Genomic DNA, 22,633 nt, shown 5'->3' on the forward strand with positions numbered 1-22,633 from the left:
GACCGTGGCCCCGCCGGGCCTCGATTTCCGTCGATCGATCAGGACGTGCTGCTCAGCCGGTGAGCGACCGGTCTGCCGACGCGCCCAGCGTCACGGTGAGCGAGAGGGCCTCGCCCAGGCTGGCCGGCAGCGGCACCCCGACGGGCAGCGTCTCGGTGTGCCAGCCGGGTCCGGCGGCGACCAGCAGCACCGGCCGGTGCGGGCTCGCCAGCACCGCCCGGAGCTGGGCCGGATCGGCGGTGGACCGGGCGTGCGACCAGAGCACCACCGCTGCCGGTCCGGTCCGGGCGACCGCGTCGACCAGCGCCGCCGCCGGCACCCGGGCGCCGAGTTGCCGGGTGGCCACGCCGACCTCGGCCAGCGCGGCGGCGAGCGCCTCCAACGGCAGGCTGTGCTGTTCCTCGTCGGCGCAGGCGAGCAGGATCCGTGGTGGACCGCTGCGTGCCGCCCTCCGGGTGACCACCGCGAGCACCTCGGACACGCAGCGCGAGAGCAGGTGTTCGACCTCGATCAGACCGGCCGTGGCGGTGTGCCGCTCGCCGAGCCCGGCGAGCACCGGGCGCAGCAGCCCGTCCCACGCGGCCACCACACCGTCGACCGCGACGACCCGCTCAACGGTCTCGTACACACCGGCGGCGTCGAGCCGCATCGCCGCACGGGCCAGGCCGCGGGCGGCCGGACCGGCCGGGTGGACCGGGATGGTCCGCCCGCCGCCGTCGCGCGGTCGGATCATCGTCCGGCGTGCCGGCCGGGCACGGTCCCGATCGGGTACGTCAACAGCAGGGCGGGCACCACGCCCCGATTCCCCACGGTCCGCCACGTCGGGTGCCCGTTGTGCCCACCGGGCCGCCTCCGCCGGCACCACCCCCTCGGTGGTGAGCCGACGCATGATCTCCAGTCGGGCCAGGTCCTGGGCGGTGTAGCGCCGGTGTTGGCCGGGCACGTGCCGGCTCGGCCCGAGGCCGTACCGCTGGTGCCAGGTGCGCAGGGTGGTGACCGCCACGCCGAGCCGGCGCGCCACCGCCCCCGCGCTCAGTCCGTCATCGCCCACCCGGCGGCTCCGCCGCGTTGTCCACCAGCCCGGCAGCGGCGCTGGCCGGGACCCCGGTCGTGCCGGCGGGACCGGCGGTCGCCGGTACGGACAGGAGGTAGCGGTCGATCACGCCGACCAGCCAGGGGGCGTACCCGCCCGGGTTGGCGTCGATGTCGGCGCGCAGCTCCTCGGGGTCGACCCAACGCAGGTCGGCCACCTCCGCCGGATCCGGCCGCAGCGGTTGGTCCGGTGCGAAGTCCGCGCGCAGTACGTGGTCGTACTCGAATTCGACCCGTCCGGTGGCCGGGTCCTCGGCGAAGTAGAGGTGCACCCCGACCTCGGTCAGCCCGACCGGACCGACGCCCAGCTCCTCCACCAGCCGCCGGTTGGCCGCCGTACGCAGTGACTGGCCCGGTTCCGGGTGACCGCAGCACGAGTTGGCCCACCGGAGCGGGAACCGGGTCTTGACGGCGGCCCGTTGTTGCAGCAGCACCCGCCCGGCCGGATCGACCAGCAGCACCGAGAAGGCCCGGTGCAGTTGCCCCGGAGGCTGGTGCGCCGCCGCGACGGTGGTCTCGCCCACCACCGCGCCGCCGTCGTCGACCAGCTCGACCAGGTGTTGCTCCCGCGCGGTGGTCATCGACCACCGCCGGTGACCCTGGCCGCGGCCAGCTTCCCGGAGATCAGCACCATCGGAACACCCACTCCCGGCTGTGTACCCGAACCGACGAACACCACATTGGAGAGTGTGCGGTGCAGATTCGTGGGACGGAATGGTCCGGTCTGGAAAAGACTGTGCGCGGCGGCGAACGGGGTGCCCGCGGCCATCCCGGCGTCGGCCCAGTCGGCGGGCGTGACGACCTCGGAGACCTCGATCCCGTCGGCGAATCCGACGTACCCCCGGCTCTCCAGGGTGGCGGTCAGCTCGGCGGCGTACCGCCGGGGCAGGTCGCCGCGCCAGTCCAGCGGGGCCGACTCGAGGTTCGGCACCGGGGCGAGCACGTAGTAGGAGTGGCGTCCGGCCGGTGCGACCGACGGGTCGGTCCGGCTCGGGTTGGTGACCAGCAGGGACGGGTCCGACATCAACTGACCCCGCTTGATCACCTCCTGGAAGGTGCCCCGCCAGGACCGGCCGAAGTGGATGTTGTGGTGGGCGATCCCCGAGTACGCCTGACTCGAACCGACGTGCAGCACCACGCACGAGGGGGAGTAGCGCAACCGGCGTTGCCGGGCCGGTGGCAGCAGGTCGCGGTAGGCGATCGGCAGGTCCGGGTTGAGGACCACCACGTCGGCCGGGATCCGCTCGCCGTCGGCGGTGGTGACCGCGGTGGCCCGACCGGCCGAGGTCTCCACCCGGGTCACGGTGGTGTCGTACCGGATCTGGACGCCGTGTTTCTCGGCGGCACCGGCCAGCGCCCGGGAGACGGCGTGGATGCCGCCGCGCGGGAAGTAGACCCCGGCCACCGAGTCGAGGTACGAGATCACGGTGTAGATGGCGAGCGCGTCGTGCGGGGCGAGACCGGCGTACATCGCCTGGAAGGAGAAGATCCGCTGGGTCCGGGGGTCGCGGAAGAACTGGTTGACCTTGGTCTGGAGCCGGCGGAAGGCACCGGCGGCGACCAGCTTCAGCAGGTTGCCGGTGAGCAGGTCGGTCGGCGAGTCGAGATTGCGCTCGATGAAGTCGGTGCGCTCCAGTTGCCACAGGTTGCGCGCGTAGTCGACGAAGCGCAGGTAACCGTCGGCCTCCCGGGGACCGCAGACGCGGGAGATCTCGGCCGCCATCGCGGCCGGTTCGGTGTGCACGTCGAGGGTGGAGCCGTCGGGGTAGTGCGCCCGGTACGCCGGGTCCAGCGGGATCAGGTCGAGCCAGTCGGTCAGTTCCTCGCCGACCGCGTCCAGCGCCTCGGCGATCAGGTCGGGCATGGTGAGCACGGTCGGGCCGGTGTCGAACTCGTACCCGTCGAGGCTGAGCCGCCCGGCCCGGCCGCCCGGCACCGGTTCGCGTTCCAGCACGGTGACCTGCCGTCCGCTGCCGGCCAGGTGCAGGGCGCAGGCGAGGCCGCCGAGTCCCGCCCCGACCACCACCACCCGATCGGTCCGTCCACTCACGGTCCGCACGCGACCACCTCCTTGCTGCGATCCCTCATCATGCCCGCCGATGAGTCGTTACCACAGCAAGACGGGTAAGTGCGGGGGCGATTGTGGTGCGGCCCGGGTCCTTGGCCGTTGCTGGAGCGTACCTTAGGGTTACGAGTTGCGTCGATTGGTGCGTCGATTGCCAGCGGAGACGTCGGTTGTCCGGCGAGGGACTCGGAGGACGGGGACGGTGGACCAGAAACGGGGCGCGGTGGACCGGGAGTCGGGTGCGGTGGTGGACCAGGAACCGGCAGTGACCGACCGGCGGCGGACGGTGTCACCGGCGCCCGCGACAGGGACCCGGGGACCGGCGGAAACCGATCTCGCGGCGGCCTACGCCCGCTGCCGTGAGCTGCACAAACAGCACGGTCGCACCTACTATCTCGCGACCCGGCTGCTCCCGGCGTGGAAGCGGCGGCACGTGCACGCGCTCTACGGCTTCACCCGGTACGCGGACGAGATCGTCGACCGTACCGACGACCTGCCACCCGCCGTCCGGGCCGCCCAGCTCACCGACTGGTCCGACCGGTTCGTCGCCGGGCTGCGGGGTGCCCCGGTCGACGACCCGCTGCTCCCCGCGGTCCTGCACACCATCGCCGCCTTCAACCTCGACCCGGACGACTTCGCGTCGTTCCTGCGCAGCATGGCGATGGACCTCACGGTCACCTCGTACGCCCGTTACGACGACCTGCTCGACTATATGGAGGGTTCGGCGGCGGTGATCGGCACGATGATGCTGCCCATCCTCGGTTCGTCCGACCCGGTCGCCGCCCGCGAACCGGCCCGCCAGCTCGGCCTCGCGTTCCAGCTCACCAACTTCATCCGGGACGTCGCCGAGGACCTGGACCGTGGCCGTACCTACCTGCCGGACGAGGACCTGGCCAGGTTCGGGGTCAGCCGGGACGACCTGGTCGAGGCCGCCGCCCGGTGCCGGGCGAGCGGACCGATCCGGAAGCTGATCGCGTACGAGGTGACGCGTGCCCAGGCGCACTACGCCGCCGCCGCGCCGGGGATCGTCCTGCTCAACCCCGCCTCGCAGGCGTGCATGCGGACCGCGTACCTGCTCTACGGGGGGATCCTGGACGAGGTGGCCGCCGCCGGTTACGACGTGTTCGTCCGGCGTGCCGCCGTACCGAACCGGCGCCGGGCGGCGGTGGCCCTGCGGGCACTCCTGACCCGCCCCGGCACCCCGGTACCCCTGCCCGGTCCGCCCGGCTAGCCGTCGAGGCAGGTGTGCAGTACGTCGACCAGCCCCTCCACCCGGTTGAAGCTGGCCAGGTGCCGGGTGGCGTACGCGAACGTGTAGTCGCGTACCGGGTCGGCCCAGGCCACGCTGCCGCCGATCCCGCCCATGCCCCAGCTCCCGTCGTCTTCGAGCTGCATGCCGAGCGTCCACTGTGCCGGGCGCTCCAGCAGCAGGTCGTCGCCGACGTACTGGGCGCGGGTCAGCTCGGTCACCAGTTCGGCACCGAACAGCCGTACGCCGTCCAGCTCACCACCGGCGAGCAGCCCGGCGTAGAGCCGGGCCAGACCGGCGGCGGTGGCGTGCAGGTTCACCGCGGGCACCTCGGCCGACCGCCAGAGCGGCCCGTTGAGCACCGCGAGGTCCAGGCAGCCGGCCGGGTTGCCGAGCGCGCGGGCGCGCAGTGAGCCGGGTGTGCCCAGGATGGTGACCGGCCAGTCCGGGTCCCCGTAGCCGAGGTCGGCGCAGCGGGCCTGGTCGGCCGGGGAGAGCCCGAAGTGCAGGTCCAGCCGCCACGGCCCGGCGATCTCGTCGGCCAGGAAGCGGCCGATCGACCGGCCGTCGACCCGGCGGACCAGCTCACCGACGAGGTGCCCGTAGGTGAGCGCGTGTTCGGCCGCGACGGTGCCGGGCGCCCAGACCGGTTCGGCAGCGGCAAGGTCGCCGACCAGCAGGTCCCAGTCGCCGAGGGCCTGTTCCGGTCGGGGCACCGGGAACACCGGCAGCCCGGCGGTGTGGCTCAGCACGTGCCGTACGGTCGCCCCGGTGGCGCGGAATTCCGGCCAGTGCCGGACCACCGGGTCGTCCAGCCCGATCCGACCCCGTTCGACCAGCAGCAGCAGGCAGAGGGCGGCGACCGGCTTGCCCACCGAGTAGACGTTGACCAGGGTGTCCGGGCTGAAGGGACGGGTCCGGGCGGTGTCCCGCCAGCCGCCGACCAGGTCCAGCACCGGTCGGCCGCGGTGCCAGACGGCGAGCGACGCCCCGGTCTCGGCCGCCCCACCGAGCCGCCCGCTCCCGGCCGGGTCACCGGTTCCGCCGACCTTCCGATTTTCAGTCGGACGCTCGTCGCTCAACAGCGCCGCGAAGGCGTCCCGTACGGCGACAAAACGCCGGTCCCAGTCGCCGTCCACCCGATCTTCACGTACCCGGTCTCCGCTCACCGGACCACGGTAGGCCCCTGCCCCGGTCCGCCGACACACGATATGTGAGCGGTAGCCGGGTCCGGGTCTGCCAGGTGCGAGATGCTGACGGGGTGACGGAGCCGGAGCAGTTCGACGTGATCGTGATGGGACTCGGTGTCGGCGGCGAGGAGGCCGCCGGGCGGTTGGCGCAGGCCGGTCTCTCCGTACTCGGGATCGAGCGCCGGCTCGTCGGGGGCGAGTGCCCGTACTGGGGCTGCATTCCGAGCAAGATGATGATCAGGGCGGGGAACGCGCTGGCCGAGGCGAACCGGGTCGGGGTGCTGGGCGGCCGGGCGGAGGTCGTGTCGGACTGGGCGCCGGTGGCGGCCCGGATCAGGGACGAGGCCACCACGAACTGGGACGACAGGCGGGCCGCCGACCGGTTCACCGGCAAGGGCGGTCGGCTGGTCCGTGGGTCGGCCGAGCTGGTCGGTCCCGGTCTGGTCGAGGTCGACGGGATCCGCTACCGGGCCCGCCGGGGCATCGTCATCGGCACCGGTACGACCCCGGTGATCCCGCCGGTGGAGGGGCTGGCCGCCACCCCGTACTGGACGAACCACGAGGCGATCGAGGCGGCCGAACTGCCCCGGTCGATCGCGGTCCTCGGCGGCGGGGCGATCGGTCTGGAGTTGGCGCAGGTGTTCGCCCGGTTCGGCGTACGGGTGCACGTGGTCGAGCGGTCCGACCGGCTGCTGGCGATGGAGGAGCCGGAGTCGTCGGAGCTGGCCACCGCCGCGTTGCGGGCCGACGGGGTGGAGATCCACACCGGGATGCGGACCGAGCGGGTCGACCACGGTGCGGACGGCTTCACCCTGCACCTGACCGGCGACGGCACCGTACGCGCGGACCGGCTGCTGGTCGCCAGCGGCCGGCGGGCCCGGCTGGACGAACTCGGTCTGCCCAGCGTGGGGCTGGATCCGGAGCAGCGCTATCTCGACACCGACGACCGGATGCGGGTGGCCGACGGCATCTGGGCGGTCGGCGACGTGACCGGTCATGGCGCATTCACGCATATGGCGATGTACCAGGCCGGAATCGTGATCCAGGACATCCTGAGCGGTGGCGGCTCGGCTCCGGAAGTGGCCGATCGGGCGGTGCCGCGCGCGGACTATCGGGCACTGCCCAGGGTCACGTTCACCGATCCGGAAATCGGTGCGGTGGGGTTGACCGAGCGACAGGCTCGTGACGCTGGGCTGCGCATCCGGGTGGGGCAGACTCGGCTGCCGGATTCCTCGCGGGGCTGGATCCACAAGGTCGGCAACGAGGGATTCATCAAGTTGATCGCGGATGCCGAACGGGGCGTCCTGATCGGCGCGACCTCGGCCGGTCCGTCGGGTGGCGAGGTGCTGGGTGCGCTGGCCGTGGCCGTGCACGCGGCGGTCCCGGTGTCCCAACTGCGCCAGATGATTTGGGCCTACCCGACTTTCCATCGGGCCATCGGGGACGCCCTGAACAATCTCAAGTAGCCGCACGGCAGCCGAAGCAGCCACCCGGGCAGATTCCAGTTAATTTCTTGCAAGAAATTGCCGTACCATTGCGGCCGTGACTAAACGCCTCACCGAAGTAGCAAAGAAGGCCGGCGTCAGCGAGGCCACGGTGAGCCGGGTGCTCAACGGTCGCGATGGCGTCTCCGAGGCCACTCGGACCGCGGTGCTCACGGCTTTGGACGTACTCGGCTACGAACGGCCGACAAAGCTGCGGGGTGAACGCGCCCGGCTGGTCGGCCTGGTCCTGCCCGAATTGCAGAACCCGATCTTCCCGGCGCTCGCCGAGGTGGTCACCGGGTCGCTCGCCCAGCGCGGCTTCACTCCGGCGCTCTGCGCCCGGACCATCGGTGGTGTCTCGGAGATGGACTACGTCGAGATGCTCCTGGACCACCAGGTCTCCGGGGTGATCTTCGCCGGTGGCTCGTACGCGCTGGCCGACGCCCGGCACGACCACTACCGCCGGTTGACCGACCGGGGGCTCCCGGTGGTCCTGGTCAACGCGGGCGTGGACGAGTTGGAGTTCCCCCGGGTCTCCACCGACGACGCGGTGGCGGTGGAGCAGGCGTACGGCCACCTGCGCTCGCTCGGCCACGAGCGGATCGGCATGGTGCTCGGCCCGGAGGACCACATCCCGTCCCGCCGCAAGCTGGCCGCGATGGCGCAGGTCGCGGGCTGGGCGGCGGACGAGGAGTGCGTCGAGCGGTCCAGCTTCTCCATGGAGGGGGCCAGGGTCGCCGCGACCAAGCTGGTCGAGCGGGGGGTGACCGGCGTCATCTGCGCCAGCGACGTGTTGGCCCTGGGCACCATCCGGGCGGCCCGCCGGCTGGGCCGTTCGGTGCCGGCGGACATCTCCGTGGTGGGGTTCGACGACTCCGCGTTCATGACCTGCACCGACCCGCCGTTGACCACGGTCCGGCAGCCGATCGAGACGATGGGGCAGGCGGCGGTGGACCTGCTGGTCACGATGATCGAGGGGGTCGGGGTGCTGCACGACGAGTTGCTCTTCGAGCCCGAGTTGGTGGTACGCGGTTCGACCGCGCCCGTACCGACCCGCTGATCCCGCGCTCCCGGGCCCTCGCCCGGCGGCACCGATGATCAACTCCCTGCCCCCGACAACCCTCTGACCAGCCTCGACGCGAACCACCAGGGCGGACCGGACTCCGGTCCGCCCTTTCGTGTCCGGTGCGGGGGCGGGGGGAGCGGGACCGCCGCCCACCTGGGGCAAACAGTCGTAGTCTTTCGAATTTCCGTCTAGTTCTTGCGGGGAGCGATTCGACTTTGTATCGTCATCGCCACGAAACATTGCATGCAAGAGAGCTAGATCACAATCCCGCGTGCCCACCCAGGGAAGGGTGTTCTCCATGGACGGATCCAGGCTGCGGAAGGCTGCGGCGTTGACGCTCGTAGCCGGCCTGGGGCTCAGCCTTACGGCGTGCTCCACGAAGAGTGACGACGCATCGAGCGATGCGAGTGGCAAGGTCACCATCACCGTCGACTGCCAGCCGGTCGGCGCTCAGAAAGAGATATTGAAGAACTGGAACGACGATGTCGTGGAGTTCCAGAAGCAGAACCCGGACATCGTCGTCAAGAGCGTGAGCGTCGGCGAGCAGTGCAACAACCCGCCGGACTTCACCGCCCGCCTGGCCGGTGGCACCGTGACCGACCTGTTCTACGGCTACATGACCGACCTCCAGCAGGTGCTCGACTCCGGTCAGGCGAAGGACATCACCGACCTCGTCGGCAAGGACTCGATCCCCACCTGGGACAGCGTCGACCCGGCGCTCAAGGAGGTCTTCACCGACGGCGGCAAGCTCTACGCCGTACCGGTGAAGAACTACTCGATGGGCCTGGTCTACAACAAGGTCCTGTTCCAGCAGGCCGGTCTCGACCCGAACAGCCCGCCGAAGACGTGGGGCGAGGTCCGGGCCGCGGCCAAGAAGATCTCGGCGCTCGGCAACGGCATCGCCGGCTACTCGGAGTACAGCGCGGGCAACACCGGCGGCTGGCACTTCACCTCCCTGCTCTACTCGCAGGGCGGCCAGGTGCTGAGCGCGGACGGCAAGAAGGCCGCGTTCAACGACGCCGCCGGCAAGCAGGTCCTGCAGAACCTCAAGGACATGCGGTACGGCGACAACAGCATGGGTGACCGCCAGTTGCTCCAGTGGGGCGACCTGCTGACCAACGCCGGTGCGGGCAAGGTGGGCATGTTCATCGGCGCGCCGGACGCCACCCAGGCGATCGTCAGCCAGTTCCAGGGCAAGTTCCAGGACTGGGCGATGGCCCCGTTGCCGGGCCAGGACGGCGCGGCCAAGGGCACGCTCGGTGGTGGCGAGGGTTACTTCTTCAAGAAGGACCTCACCCCCGAGCAGGTCAAGGCCGGTCTGAAGTGGATCGCGTACCAGAAGTTGACGCCGGGCAAGGGTCAGTTCGACTACGTCCGGGCGAAGCCGCAGAACTACCCGGTGGGTCTGCCCCAGCCGCTGCTGTTCGCCAACGGCAGCGACGCGCAGAAGCAGGAACTCGAGCTGCGCAAGGCGAACGCGAACGTCGACACCGCCAACTTCGCGATCTTCGAGGCGACCCCGGTGCCGATCAAGGGTGAGCCGCGCAACGCACAGGCGATCTACGCGGTGCTCGACGGTGCGATGTCCGGGGTGCTGACCAGCCCGAACTCGAACATCGACGCGCTGCTCAAGACGGCCGAAGAGAAGGTCAACCAGCTTCTCGCCGCCGAGAGCTGATCCGAGGGTGTGGGGGTCGGTACGCCGGCCCCCACACCATCCGCGCCGCACCATCGGTGTCACTGACTCACCCAGGAGTTGCCTTGGCGATCACCACCGTCCCGGAGGCCACCAGGAAACCGGGACGCCCGACCTCGCCGTACACGGCACGGCCGAAGCGTACGAGCCTCGGCCGCAAGGTACGGGACAACCTCACCGGTCACGCGTTCCTCATCGGGGCGGTGCTCTGCTTCGTCGTCTTCTCCTGGTACCCGATGATCCGGGGCGTGGTGATGAGCTTCCAGCGCACCCGGCGCGGGGAGACCTCCTGGGTGGGCTGGGACAACTACGTACGCATCGTCGCCGACCCCAGCTTCTGGACCGCCTGGCAGAACACGTTCTACTTCACGGTCCTCGCGCTCGTCCTCGGGTACGCCCTGCCGTTCTTCGTGGCGATCCTGCTCAACGAGTTCCGCCACGCCAAGGGTTACCTGCGGATCCTGGTCTACCTGCCGGTGATGCTGCCGCCGGCCTCGGCGCTGTTCCTGTTCAAGTTCTACGCGTACGACCCCAGTGAGGCGGGGCTGTTCAACGCGATCCTCAAGGCGCTGCACCTGCCCACGTCGCAGTGGATGCAGTCGCCCGAGATGACGATTCCGGCGATGGTGATCGCGTCCACCTGGATGAACATGGGCAGCGCGGTGCTGATCTACCTGGCATCGCTGCAGAACGTACCCGGCGAACTCTACGAGGCGGCCGAACTCGACGGCGCCGGGCTCTGGCGACGGATCGTCAACGTGACCATCCCGCAGACCCGGCTGATCCTCGCCCTGCTGGCCATGCTCCAGATCGTCGCCACGATGCAGCTCTTCATCGAGCCGCTGATCCTTGCCAACGGCGCGGGCGCCGAGGACTCGGCGACCTCGGTCGCGTACCTCATCTACCAGCACGGGTTCTTCCAGAACGACCTCAACGGCGCCGCTGCGCTCGGCGTGATCATGCTCGTGGTGCTGGCCGGCTTCTCCGCCGTCTACGTGCGACTGACTGCGAAACAGGACTAGGACGGCGACCCATGGCACAGGACTCCGGGACCCGGACACTCATCTCCCATGCCCAGCTCAGTCGGGGGCGCGGCAAGGTCATCTACTGGACGCTGCTCACCGTCGTCGTGGTGGGGTTCACGCTCGTCTTCCTCGGGCCGCTCTACTGGATGGTCACCGGCGCGCTCAAGTCCGGCCAGGAGGTCGCACAGACCCCGCCGTCGCTGTTCCCGCAGGATCCGCAGTGGCAGAACTACGCCGACGCGTGGAACAACCTGGACCTCGGCAAGCTGCTGTTCAACACGTTCTACTACGCGGCCGGCGCGGTGCTCCTCCAACTCGTCTTCGACACCGCCGCGGCGTACGCGCTGTCGAAGCTCCGGCCGATCTTCGGCAACGTGATCCTCGGCGCGATGCTGGCCACGCTGATGATCCCGGCGATGGTCCTCATCGTCCCGCAGTACGTGACCGTGATCGACCTGCCGATCGTGCACATCAACCTGCTCGACTCGCCGTTCGCGATCTGGCTGCCCCTGGTCGCGAACGCGTTCAACATCTTCCTGCTGAAGCGGTTCTTCGACTCGATTCCGGAGGACCTGATCGCGGCGGCGCTGATGGACGGGGCGACGCCGCTGCGTACGCTCTGGTCGATCATCCTGCCGATGTCGCGTCCCATCCTCGGCGTGGTGTCGATCTTCGCGGTGACGGCGGTCTGGAAGGACTTCCTCTGGCCGAAGCTGGTCATGCCCTCACCCGAGACCCGTACGGTCAGCGTCGGCATCTACGCCTTCGCCGGTGGTACGCCGATGAACGTGGTGATCGCCGCCTCGGTCATCGCCGCGATCCCGACCGTCATCATCTTCCTGGTCTTCCAGCGGAACATCATGTCCGGTCTGACCACGGGCAGCCTCAAGGGATAGGCCTCGCGTTACCTCCCGCGGCGGACAACGACCGTTCGCCCGAACACATCCAGGTCTGGCGAACCCGCCGACGTACTGACGCAGAAAGCAGGTGCTCGTGTCCACAGCAGACAACAGTCCGTGGTGGCGTGGAGCGGTGATCTACCAGGTGTATCCACGTAGTTTCGCCGACGGCAACGGCGACGGCATCGGCGACATCGCCGGCATCCGGTCCCGGCTGAATCACCTGTCCGCGCTCGGCGTCGACGCGATCTGGTTCAGCCCCTGGTACCCGTCGCCGATGGCCGACGCCGGTTACGACGTGGCCGACTACCGGGACATCGACCCGATCTTCGGCACCCTGCCCGAGGCCGAGGCGCTGATCGCGGAGGCGCACGCGCTCGGCATCCGGACCATCGTCGACGTGGTGCCCAACCACTGCTCCGACCAGCACCCGTGGTTCCAGGCCGCGCTCGCCGGCGGACCCAGCGCACCCGAGCGGGACCTGTTCTGGTTCCGCCCCGGCCGGGGCCCGAACGGCGACCAGCGGCCCACCGACTGGGTCGGCGAGTTCGGCGGCGAGACCTGGACCCGGACCACCAACCCGGACGGCACCCCCGGTGACTGGTACCTGCACCTGTTCACCGCCGAACAGCCGGACTTCAACTGGGAACACCCACTGGTACGGGCCGAGTTCGAGGACATCCTCCGGTTCTGGTTCGACCGGGGCGTGGACGGTATCCGGATCGACTCGGCCGGTCTGCTGGTCAAGGACGGCACCCTGCCGGAGACCCTGCCGGACCGGCCGCACCCGTTCCGGGACCTCGACGGGGTGCACGACGTCTACCGGGCCTGGCGGCGGATCGCCGACGAGTACCCCGGTGACCGGGCGCTGATCGGCGAGGTGTGGATGCCGGACCGGCAGCGGTTCGCCAACTACCTGCGCCCGGACGAGCTGCACGCCGCGTTCAACTTCGACTTCCTCGGCTGCGCCTGGGACGCCTCCGCGCTGCGCGAGAGCATCGACGGGACGCTGCACGCACACGCCCCGGTCAACGCCCCGGCCACCTGGGTCCTCTCCAACCACGACGTCACCCGGCACGTCACCCGGTACGGGCGGGAGGACACCACGTTCAGCTTCGCCAAGAAGCGCGAGGGGATCTTCACCGACCTCGAACTGGGCACCGTACGGGCCCGCGCGGCGGCCCTGCTCTCGCTCGCCCTGCCCGGCGCCACGTACGTCTACCAGGGCGAGGAACTCGGGCTCTGGGAGGTCGACGTCCCGCCGGGGGAGCGTACGGACCCGATGTGGCCGCGTTCCGGTTACGTCGACCCGGGCCGGGACGGCTGCCGGGTGCCGTTGCCGTGGTCCGGTGACGCGCCCCCGTTCGGCTTCAGCCCCGAGGGCGCGACAACCGCACCGTGGCTGTCGCAGCCGGCGGACTGGAAGGGCCGTACCGCTCAGGCTCAGACCGGTGACCCGTCGTCGATGCTGGCGCTCTACCAGGCGGCGATCAGGATCCGGCGGGCCGAGACCGGTCTCGGTGACGGCCCGATGGGCTGGCTCGACGCACCGGACGACGTGCTCGCCTTCAGCCGCGGCGACGGGTTCGCCTGCGTGGTGAACCTGTCCGGCGTACCGGTGCCGCTGCCGGCGCACCAGCTCCGGCTGCTGACCAGCGGGCCGCTCGACGGGGACCTGCTTCCCCCGGACACGGCCGTCTGGCTGCGGACCGGAACGGTCTAGACATGACCCGCGTACACGTCGTCGAGCGCAGCACCGGGACAGCGGTGTGCGGTTCCCACCGGCGGTTGCCGGCGGCGTACGCGGGTCAGTGGGTCGCCGGGTACGTCCGGCTCGGCCCCGGGCCCACCCGGGCCGAGTGCGACGGCGCGGTGGTGTCCGCCGGGGGTGGGGACGCCGACCCCACCGTCGGCGGACACGCCGTACCCCCGAATTTTCCGGCGGCGGTGCGAAACGTCACCGTCGCCGCCACCAGCACCGGCCGTTCCACCGGCCGGTAACCGAACGGGAGGTCTACGCGCCCTGAACCATTGCTGATTGCGGCTCCACGCGGCTCCACGCACGGGGGAATTGGTTTTCCTGACGAAAGGGATCCAATGGCCATCCATACCGCCGGCGCGCCCACGCCCGGCACCGCCACCGCACCACGCAACAACCGCGCCCGGGTCGGGCTGGCCGTTCTCGCCAGCACCGCGATGGCCGCGGCCTCGATCAGTGTTCTCACCCTCACGTCGGCAGCGCCCGCCCAGGCCGCCGGCCTCTCTCCATTCGACATCGTCGGTCGCGGTGCCACCGTGCCCTTCGTCGAGCAGGAGGCGGAGAACGTCGCCCACAACGGTTCGAAGATCGGCCCGACCCGCTACTACGGTCAGCTCCCGTCCGAGGCCTCCGGCCGCGAAGCGGTGACCCTGGACGCGGTCGGCGAGTACGTCGAGTTCACCCTGACCAAGCCGGCCGACGCGGTCACCTTCCGGTACAGCATTCCGGACAGCGCGTCCGGCACCGGCCGGGACGCCAGCATCGACCTGCGGATCAACGGCAACGTGGTCAAGGCCGTCCCGGTGACCTCGAAGTACGGCTGGTACTACGGGGGTTACCCGTTCAACAACAACCCCGGTGACACCAACCCGCACCACTTCTACGACGAGGCCCGGACCCTGTTCGGGTCGACCTACCCGGCCGGCACCAAGGTCCGGTTGCAGGTCAGCTCCACCGCCCAGTCACCCACGTTCACCATCGACCTGGCCGACTTCGAGCTGGTCGGCGGGCCGATCGCGAAGCCGGCGAACGTCATCGACGTGGTGACCGACTTCGGTGCCGACCCGACCGGTGCGACCGACTCCACCGCCGACTTCCAGGCGGCGGTCGACGCGGGGGCGGCGCAGGGCCGGGCGGTCTGGATTCCGCAGGGCAACTTCACCCTCTGGGACCACGTGGTGGTCGACCGGGTGACGCTGCGCGGCGCCGGCCCGTGGTACTCGGTGCTCGGCGGTCGGCATCCCACCCAGCGCAACCGGGCGGCCGGCATCTACGGCAAGTACGTCCCCGGCGGCGGTTACACCGGAGGGGTACGCCCACACGAGGCGAACGGTCCCAGCCGGAACGTGACCGTACGGGACTTCGCCATCATCGGCGACATCCAGGAGCGGATCGACGACGACCAGGTGAACGCGTTCGGTGGGGCGATGACCGACTCGGTCATCGACAACATCTGGATGCAGCACACCAAGGTCGGCGCCTGGATGGACGGCCCGATGGACAACTTCACCATCCGCAACAGCCGGATCCTGGACCAGACCGCGGACGGGGTGAACTTCCACACCGGGGTCACCAACTCCACGGTGACCAACACGTTCGTCCGCAACACCGGTGACGACGCGCTGGCGATGTGGGCGCAGAACGTACCGAACGTCAACAACTCGTTCACCCACAACACCATCGGCGTCACGCTGCTGGCGAACCACCTGGTCAGCTACGGCGGTCGGGACATCAAGATCACCGACAACGTGACCGCCGACTCGCTCACCAACGGCGGCGGCATCCACGTGGCCAACCGCTACCCCGGCGTACAGGGTGCGACCTCGGTCCTGGGCACCTGGACGATCGCCCGGAACACCCTGATCCGCAACGGCAACTCCGACTACAACTGGAACTTCGGCGTCGGGGCGATCTGGTTCTCCGCGCTGAACCAGGGGTTCCAGAACCCCACCATCAACATCACCGACACCGACATCCTGGACAGCTCGTACGCGGCGCTGCACTGGATCGAGGGTCAGACCAACGGCATCTTCCTCAACAACGTCAACATCGTCGGCGCGGGCACGTACGCGCTCCAGGTGCAGGCGGCCAGTCAGGTCTCCTTCACCAACGTACGGGCCAGCGGCATCGCCCAGCCGAAGCCGATGCACAACTGCGTCGGCAGCGGTTTCCAGATCACCCAGGGCGCGGGCAACTCGGGTTGGTACACCGCCACCCCGGACTGCGGCCCGTGGCCGACACCGATCTGGAACAACGGGCCGACCAGCCCGCCGCCGACCGGTACGCCGCCGCCGACCACGCCGCCCACCACTCCTCCGACCACCCCGCCGACGACCCCTCCGACCACGCCGCCGACCAACGGCAACCTGGCCCAGGGCAAGGTCATCACGGCGACCAGCACGTCGCAGGGGTACGTGGCGCAGAACGCGAACGACGGGAACGCCGCCACCTACTGGGAGAGCGCGAACGGCGCCTTCCCGCAGTCGTTGACGGTCGACCTCGGTGCGGTGGTGAACACCAACCGGGTGGTGGTGAAGTTGCCACCGGGCTGGGAGACCCGTACCCAGACGTTCGCGGTGCAGGGTTCGACGGACGGGAGCTTCCCGCCGATCGTCCCGGCGGCCGGTTACACCTTCAACCCGGCCTCGGGTAACTCGGTGTCGGTCGTCCTGCCCTCGGCGAACCGCCGCTACCTGCGGTTGGTCTTCACCGGGAACACGGGCTGGCCGGCCGGGCAGGTCTCCGAGTTCGAGGTGTACGGCAGCGGCAGCACGCCGCCGCCCACCACCCCGCCGGTGACCACGCCTCCGCCGACGACGCCCCCGCCCACCACCCCGCCGCCCACCACGCCTCCGGCCAACGTCAACCTGGCCGCCGGTCGGCCGACGACGGTGACCAGCGTGGCCGACGTGTACGGCGGTGGCAACGCGGTGGACGGCAACGCGAACACGTACTGGGAGAGCGCCAACAGCGCCTTCCCGCAGTCGATCACGGTGGATCTGGGGTCGGCCCGGTCGGTGTCGAGGGTGGTGCTGAAGCTGCCGCCCGCGGCCGCCTGGCAGACCCGTACGCAGACGCTGTCGGTGCTCGGCTCCACCAACGGATCGTCGTACGCGACGGTCAAGGCGTCGGCGGGTTACACCTTCAACCCCGCCTCGGGTAACACCGTCACGGTCACCTTCGCGGCGACCACCCAGCGGTACCTGCGCCTGACCTTCACCGGCAACACCGGCTGGCCCGCCGGTCAGCTCTCCGAGTACGAGGTCTACGCCGTCTAGGCGTACGGCACGGTCCCCTCCCGCCACTCCGGTGGCGGGAGGGGACCGATCACACCCATCGGTTCGGAGAGTGCCGTCGGTGTACCCGGCGCAGGAAGGTGCTGTCTCGTATGTCCAGGTTCAGCAGTAATCGGGATCGGGCAACGTCCGCCCGCCCCGCCGCCCCCTGCGGGCTTACGCACCACCACCCCCATCTGACGTTCCAGCCCGAAGTTGGAGGAACGCAATGAGAACCAACCCCGTCCCCTGGCGCCCGCTGGCGGCGATCCTCGCGACCGGCATGGTCGCGGCGCTCGCCCCGGCGATCCCCGCCTCCGCCGCACCCGCCGACCAGGCGAGTGCGACCAACCTCGCCGCCGGCAAGGCCGCCGCGGCAACCAGCGCCAGCACCGGTCACGCCGCCGCCAACATCAAGGACGGCGACCAGGCCAGCTACTGGCAGGGCACCGGTGCCTTCCCGCAGGCCGCCGCGGTCGACCTCGGCAGCAGCACCAGCATCGACCGGGTCACCCTGAAACTGCCCAAGGGCTGGGCGAAGCGGACCCAGACCCTGGCTCTGCAGGGCAGCCCCGACGGTACGTCGTACAGCACGATCGTCGGCTCGGCCAGCTACACCTTCAGCCCCACCTCGGGCAACCTGGTGACGGTCAAGTTCCCGGCCACCAACGCCCGGTACGTGCGGGCCGACATCTCCGCGAACAGCGCCGCCTCCGCCGGTCAGCTCGCCGAGCTGGAGGTCCACCCGGCGGCGGTGTCGAACGTCAACCTCGCCGCCGCGGCAGCGGTGGTGTCGTTGACCGCGAGCAGCTTCTCCGACGTCTACGGGGCGGGCAACGCCGGTGACGGCAACGCCAACACCTACTGGGAGAGCGCGAACAACGCGTTCCCGCAGTGGATCCAGGCCGACCTCGGTTCCGCCGTGGCGGTGAACCGGGTGGTGCTGAAGCTGCCGCCGGCCTCCGCCTGGGCGACCCGTACGCAGACGCTCAGCGTGCAGGGCAGCAACAACAGCGGTGGCCCGTTCTCCACCATCGTCGCGTCGGCCGGTTACACCTTCAACCCGGCCTCCGCCAACACCGTGACGATCAACTTCAACCAGACCACCACCCGGTACGTCCGGTTGAACATCACCGGGAACACCGGTTGGCCGGCCGGTCAGCTCTCGGAGTTCGAGGTCTACGGGCCGACCGAGGGCGACACCCAGGCACCGTCGGCGCCGGGAAGCCTGGCGTACACCCAGCCGGGGTCGGGTCAGATCCGGTTGACCTGGAACGCCTCCACCGACAACGTCGGGGTGACCGGGTACGACATCTACGCCAACGGGACGCTGCGCACCAGCGTTGCCGGGAACGTGCTGACGTACACGGACAGCCAGCCGGCGACGGCGACGGTCGCGTACTACGTACGGGCCAAGGACGCGGCGGGCAACCAGTCCGGCAACAGCAACACGGTCACCCGTACCGGCACGCCGGGCGGGGACACGCAGGCGCCGACCACGCCGGGCACGCTGTCGTTCACCGAGCCGGGTTCGGGTCAGATCCGACTGGCGTGGGGTGCCTCCTCGGACAACACCGCCGTGACCGGGTACGACATCTACGCCAACGGAACGGTGCGGGCGAGCGTGGCCGGGAACGTGTTGACGTACACGGACAGCCAGCCGGCGACCGCGACGGTCGCGTACTACGTACGGGCGAAGGACGCGGCGGGCAACGTCTCCGGCAACAGCAACACGGTCACCCGTACCGGCACCAACCCCGGCGGGTCGAACCTGGCCGTCGGCAAGCCGGTCACCGCGTCGGGCTCGATCTTCACCTTCGTGCCCACCAACGCGAACGACAACAGCACCGCGACCTACTGGGAGGGGAACAACTACCCGAGCGTGCTGACCGTGGCGCTGGGGGCCAACGCGAGCGTCAGCTCGGTCGTGGTGAAGCTCAACCCGGACAGCTCGTGGGGTCCGCGTACGCAGACCATCCAGGTGCTCGGGCGTGAGCAGAGCAGCAGCACGTTCACCAGCCTGGCCGCCGCGCAGTCGTACAGCTTCAACCCGTCCACCGGCAACACGGTGACCATCCCGGTCAGCGCCACGGTCGCGGACGTCCGGCTCCAGATCACCACGAACTCCGGCGCTCCGGCTGGACAGGTGGCGGAGTTCCAGATCATCGGCGTACCCGCGCCGAACCCGGACCTGACCATCACCGGCATGTCGTTCACCCCGGCCTCGCCGGTGGAGACCGACGCGGTCACCCTGTCGGCGACCGTCCGCAACGGCGGGTCCGCGGCCTCCGCGGCCACCAACGTCAACTTCTACCTGGGTACGACGTTGGCCGGGACCGCGTCGGTCGGCGCGCTGGCGGCGGGTGCCACCAGCACGGTGACCGCGAACGTCGGTCCGCGCGACGCGGGTACGTACCCGGTGAGCGCCAAGGTCGACGAGGCCAACACGGTGATCGAGCAGAACGACGCGAACAACAGCTACACCAACCCGTCGTCGCTGGTCGTCGCGCAGGTGGCCAGTTCCGACCTGGTGGCGAACGTGAGCTGGTCGCCGAGCAACCCGGCGGCCGGTAGCACGGTCACCTTCACGGTGGCGATCAAGAACCAGGGGACGATCGCTTCCGCCGGTGGTGCCCACGGCATCACGCTCACCGTGGTCAACCCGGCCAACGGTGCCGTGGTCCGTACGCTGACCGGCTCGTACACCGGTGCGATCGCGGCCGGTGCCACCACCGCCCCGGTCAACCTCGGCACCTGGACCGCCGTCAACGGCAGGTACGACGTCCGGGTGGTGCTCGCCGACGACGCGAACGAGTTGCCGGTGAAGCGCACCAACAACACCAGCGTCACCGGGTTCTTCTCCGGTCGTGGGGCGAACCTGCCGTACGAGATGTACGAGGCCGAGGACGGCGTGGTCGGCGGCGGGGCCCAGGTCGTCGGGCCGAACCGGATCATCGGCGACCTGGCCGGTGAGGCGTCCGGACGTCGGGCGGTCACCCTGAACTCGACCGGCAACTTCGTCGAGTTCACCACCAAGGCCAGCACGAACACGCTGGTCACCCGCTTCTCCATCCCGGACGCGCCGGGCGGTGGCGGGATCAACTCGACGATCAACGTCTACGTCAACAACGTGTTCCACAAGGCGATCCCGCTGACCTCGAAGTACATCTGGCTCTACGGGGCCGAGGCCAGCCCGGGTAACTCCCCGAGCGCGGGCAGCCCGCGGCACATCTACGACGAGGCGAACATCTTCCTGGACGCCACCATCCCGGCGGGCAGCAAGATCAAGCTCCAGAAGGACGCGGCCAACACCACCACGTACGCGATCGACTTCATCAACACGGAGCTGGTCACCGCGGCCGGCAACCCGGATCCGGCCCGGTACGCCGTACCGGCCGGCTTCACCCACCAGGACGTGCAGAACGCCCTGGACCGGGCGCGGCAGGACGCCAACCTGATCGGTGTCTACCTGCCGGCGGGTACCTACCCGACCCAGTCGAAGTTCCAGGTGTACGGCAAGGCGCTCCAGGTCGTCGGGGCCGGTCCCTGGTACACCCGGTTCGCCGCGCCCACGGGTCAGGAGAACACCGACGTCGGCTTCCGGGCCGAGGCGTCGGCGAACGGCTCGACCTTCGCCGGCTTCTCGTACTTCGGTAACTACACCAGCCGCAACGACGGTCCGGGCAAGGTCTTCGACCTGTCCCGTACGTCGAACATGACGTTCGACAACATCTGGGTGGAGCACCAGATGTGCATGTTCTGGGGTCTCGGGGTCACCAACACCACGATCAAGAACTCGAGGATCCGGAACACGTACGCCGACGGCCTGAACATGACCAACAGCAGCAACAACAACCTGATCAGCAACGTCGAGGGTCGGACCAACGGTGACGACGCGTTCGCGCTCTTCTCCGCGATCGACGGTGGTGGCGGGGCGAACACCGGCAACGTGTTCGAGAACCTGACGGCCACGTTGACCTGGCGTGCGGCCGGTCTGGCGGTGTACGGAGGGCAGAACAACGTGTTCCGCAACCTGTACATCGCGGACATGCTGACCTACTCCGGTATCACCGTCAGCTCGCTGGACTTCGGCTATCCGTTCATCGGATTCGGTCCCGGGTACACCACTATCGAGAACGCCTCGATCGTCCGGGCCGGTGGTCACTTCTGGGGGTCGCAGACCTTCCCGGCGATCTGGATGTTCGCGGCGTCGAAGGAGTTCCGCGCCATCCGCATCAACAACGTGGACATCGTGGATCCGACTTACCACGGCATCATGTTCCAGTCGAACTACAGCGGCGGCCAGGCGACCCAGGCCGTCACGGACACCGTCTTCACCAACATCTCGATCAGCGGTGCCCAGAAGAGCGGTGACGCGTTCGACGCCAAGTCCGGCTTCGGCATCTGGGCGAATGAGCTGCCCGAGCCCGGCCAGGGCCCGGCGGTCGGCTCGGCCACCTTCAACAACCTGCGGTTCAGCAACAACTTCCAGAACATCCGGAACACCACGTCGACCTTCACCATCACCGTCAACCCGTAACCGGGGGACGGCAGGTGTAGTCAGGCGGTAACCAGGTGCCGCCGGGAGGCCAGTCCTCCCGGCGGCACCGTCACGTCCGGCCGTCGTGTCGCGCTGCAGGTCGGGGCAGACTGTCACGCTCGGTGACCGGTCGTAGGATCACGGTATGTCAGCATCCCCGGTACGGTTCGGCCTGGTCGGCTACGGCTTCGGCGGACGTTACTTCCATGCGCCGCTGCTCGCCTCGGCCGCCGAGTGCGAGCTGGTCGGCGTGGTCACCACCTCCTCGTCCCGGCGGGAGGAACTGGCCCGGGACCTGCCCGGTACGCCCGCCTTCGACTCGCTGACCGCTCTGGTGGCGGAGGGTGTGGAGGCGGTCGCGATCTCCACCCCGGCGGCCACCCACCTGGCGCTGGCGCAGGAGGCGATCGGGCTCGGACTGGCGGTGGTCGTGGACAAGCCGTTCGTGCTGGACCCGGCCGCGGCACGGGAGACCGTGGAGTTGGCCGAGCGAACCGGTGTGGTGCTGAGCGTGTACCAGAACCGCCGGTGGGACTCGGACCTGTTGACCGTACGTAAGCTCATCGCTGACGGGGAACTGGGCACGGTCACCCGGTTCGAGTCGCGGTTCGAGCGGTTCGCCCCGCAGCCGGGACCGCCCGCCGCCGGTGGCGGCACCCTGCTCGACTTCGGCAGCCACCTGGTCGACCAGGCGATGACCCTCTTCGGACCGGTCGACCGGGTCTACGCCGAGATGCGGCTGCGGGACGATCTCGGTGGGCGCGACGACGACTTCTTTGTCGCGTTGCACCACACCGGCGGGGTCCGGTCCCACCTGTGGGGTAGCTGGGCCCAGGGTGCGCCCGGTCCTCGGTTCCGGGTCACCGGCAGCACCGGCAGTTACCTGGTCGACGGGGTCGACGGGCAGGAGGAGGCGCTCATCGCCGGCCGGTCGCCCGCCACCGAGGCAGACCGGTGGGGCGTGGAGCCCGAGCACCGGTGGGGCCGGATCCACCGCGGCGAGACGACGACCGTCGTACCAACCGAACGCGGCCGCTGGGACACCTACTACCCCGCCTTCGCCGCTGCCGTACGCAACACCGCCCCCGTCCCGGTAAACCCCCGCGACGCCGTAGCCAGCCTAGAAGTCCTAGCCGCCGCCCACACCAGCGCCACCCAAGCCGAAACCATCCCCCTCCCCTGACCCCCCTTCCTTCGGTCTCCCTCGTTGATCATGAAGTTAGCGACGAGAAATGTGCGTTGGGACGTTGCTAACTTCATGATCAACGGCGTGGTGGGGGCGGGGCGGCGTCG

15 protein-coding genes are annotated in these 22,633 nt (G+C 69.7%); 11 read left to right on the top strand and 4 right to left on the bottom strand.

The window, feature by feature from the left end; translation table 11 throughout:
- Nucleotides 1-52: 52 nt before the first annotated feature.
- The 3 genes from OIE47_RS15055 to crtI are packed head-to-tail and all read right to left on the bottom strand — an operon-like array spanning nt 53 to nt 3,151.
- Complete coding sequence (locus OIE47_RS15055; protein ID WP_326562113.1) at nt 53-1,051, bottom strand: MerR family transcriptional regulator; 999 nt, start codon at nt 1,049-1,051, stop codon at nt 53-55.
- Nucleotides 1,041-1,673 (bottom strand): isopentenyl-diphosphate Delta-isomerase, encoded by a 633-nt coding sequence (gene idi, locus OIE47_RS15060; RefSeq protein ID WP_326562114.1) that lies wholly within the window; start codon nt 1,671-1,673, stop codon nt 1,041-1,043. The genes OIE47_RS15055 and idi overlap by 11 nt, the downstream gene beginning before the upstream one ends.
- Nucleotides 1,670-3,151, bottom strand: coding sequence for a phytoene desaturase family protein (gene crtI, locus OIE47_RS15065; RefSeq protein ID WP_326562115.1), 1,482 nt, complete (start codon nt 3,149-3,151; stop codon nt 1,670-1,672). Before crtI ends, idi begins: the two co-directional genes overlap by 4 nt.
- 292 nt (nt 3,152-3,443) lie before the next feature.
- On the opposite strand from crtI, the gene OIE47_RS15070 reads away from it, so the two are divergent.
- A complete protein-coding gene (locus tag OIE47_RS15070; protein ID WP_326563102.1) occupies nt 3,444-4,388 on the top strand; it encodes a phytoene/squalene synthase family protein in 945 nt (314 codons plus the stop codon).
- On the opposite strand, the gene OIE47_RS15075 is transcribed toward OIE47_RS15070, so the two are convergent.
- On the bottom strand, nt 4,385-5,575 hold the full coding sequence (locus tag OIE47_RS15075) for a serine hydrolase domain-containing protein (protein ID WP_326562116.1): 1,191 nt from the start codon (nt 5,573-5,575) through the stop codon (nt 4,385-4,387). The genes OIE47_RS15070 and OIE47_RS15075 overlap by 4 nt on opposite strands.
- Before the next feature lie 92 nt (nt 5,576-5,667).
- Between OIE47_RS15075 and OIE47_RS15080 the strand changes: the two genes are divergently transcribed.
- The 10 genes from OIE47_RS15080 (at nt 5,668) to OIE47_RS15125 (ending at nt 22,523) form a co-directional block, all read left to right on the top strand.
- On the top strand, nt 5,668-7,062 hold the full coding sequence (locus OIE47_RS15080; RefSeq protein ID WP_326562117.1) for a dihydrolipoyl dehydrogenase family protein: 1,395 nt from the start codon (nt 5,668-5,670) through the stop codon (nt 7,060-7,062).
- Nucleotides 7,063-7,138: 76 nt separating this feature from the next.
- A complete protein-coding gene (locus OIE47_RS15085) occupies nt 7,139-8,140 on the top strand; it encodes a LacI family DNA-binding transcriptional regulator (RefSeq protein WP_326562118.1) in 1,002 nt (333 codons plus the stop codon).
- A gap of 304 nt (nt 8,141-8,444) precedes the next feature.
- On the top strand, nt 8,445-9,824 hold the full coding sequence (locus tag OIE47_RS15090; protein WP_326562119.1) for an ABC transporter substrate-binding protein: 1,380 nt from the start codon (nt 8,445-8,447) through the stop codon (nt 9,822-9,824).
- An 83-nt stretch (nt 9,825-9,907) separates the two neighbouring features.
- Nucleotides 9,908-10,864, top strand: coding sequence for a carbohydrate ABC transporter permease (locus OIE47_RS15095; RefSeq protein ID WP_326562120.1), 957 nt, complete (start codon nt 9,908-9,910; stop codon nt 10,862-10,864).
- Nucleotides 10,865-10,875: 11 nt separating this feature from the next.
- A complete protein-coding gene (locus OIE47_RS15100) occupies nt 10,876-11,763 on the top strand; it encodes a carbohydrate ABC transporter permease (RefSeq protein ID WP_326562121.1) in 888 nt (295 codons plus the stop codon).
- Between the two features lie 97 nt (nt 11,764-11,860).
- Complete coding sequence (locus tag OIE47_RS15105; protein WP_326562122.1) at nt 11,861-13,489, top strand: glycoside hydrolase family 13 protein; 1,629 nt, start codon at nt 11,861-11,863, stop codon at nt 13,487-13,489.
- 2 nt (nt 13,490-13,491) lie between these two features.
- Entirely contained in the window at nt 13,492-13,767 is a 276-nt protein-coding gene (locus OIE47_RS15110) for a hypothetical protein (protein WP_326562123.1), read from the top strand.
- A 96-nt stretch (nt 13,768-13,863) separates the two neighbouring features.
- Nucleotides 13,864-16,803 (top strand): galactose-binding domain-containing protein, encoded by a 2,940-nt coding sequence (locus OIE47_RS15115; protein WP_326562124.1) that lies wholly within the window; start codon nt 13,864-13,866, stop codon nt 16,801-16,803.
- 226 nt (nt 16,804-17,029) lie between these two features.
- A complete protein-coding gene (locus OIE47_RS15120; protein WP_326562125.1) occupies nt 17,030-21,340 on the top strand; it encodes a galactose-binding domain-containing protein in 4,311 nt (1,436 codons plus the stop codon).
- Nucleotides 21,341-21,485: 145 nt separating this feature from the next.
- Nucleotides 21,486-22,523 carry a Gfo/Idh/MocA family protein gene (locus OIE47_RS15125; RefSeq protein WP_326562126.1) on the top strand — a complete coding sequence of 346 codons (1,038 nt, stop codon included), beginning with the start codon at nt 21,486-21,488 and terminating at the stop codon, nt 22,521-22,523.
- Nucleotides 22,524-22,633: the final 110 nt, after the last annotated feature.

This window comes from Micromonospora sp. NBC_01796, assembly GCF_035917455.1.
Lineage (GTDB): Bacteria > Actinomycetota > Actinomycetes > Mycobacteriales > Micromonosporaceae > Micromonospora_G.

Coding starts and splice junctions, on each gene's coding strand:
- OIE47_RS15125 (WP_326562126.1), top strand. CDS start 21,486: ATGTCAGCATCCCCGGTACGGTTCGGCCTGGTCGGCTACGGCTTCGGC.
- OIE47_RS15090 (WP_326562119.1), top strand. CDS start 8,445: ATGGACGGATCCAGGCTGCGGAAGGCTGCGGCGTTGACGCTCGTAGCC.
- OIE47_RS15110 (WP_326562123.1), top strand. CDS start 13,492: ATGACCCGCGTACACGTCGTCGAGCGCAGCACCGGGACAGCGGTGTGC.
- OIE47_RS15120 (WP_326562125.1), top strand. CDS start 17,030: ATGAGAACCAACCCCGTCCCCTGGCGCCCGCTGGCGGCGATCCTCGCG.
- OIE47_RS15100 (WP_326562121.1), top strand. CDS start 10,876: ATGGCACAGGACTCCGGGACCCGGACACTCATCTCCCATGCCCAGCTC.
- idi (WP_326562114.1), bottom strand. CDS start 1,673: ATGACCACCGCGCGGGAGCAACACCTGGTCGAGCTGGTCGACGACGGC.
- OIE47_RS15115 (WP_326562124.1), top strand. CDS start 13,864: ATGGCCATCCATACCGCCGGCGCGCCCACGCCCGGCACCGCCACCGCA.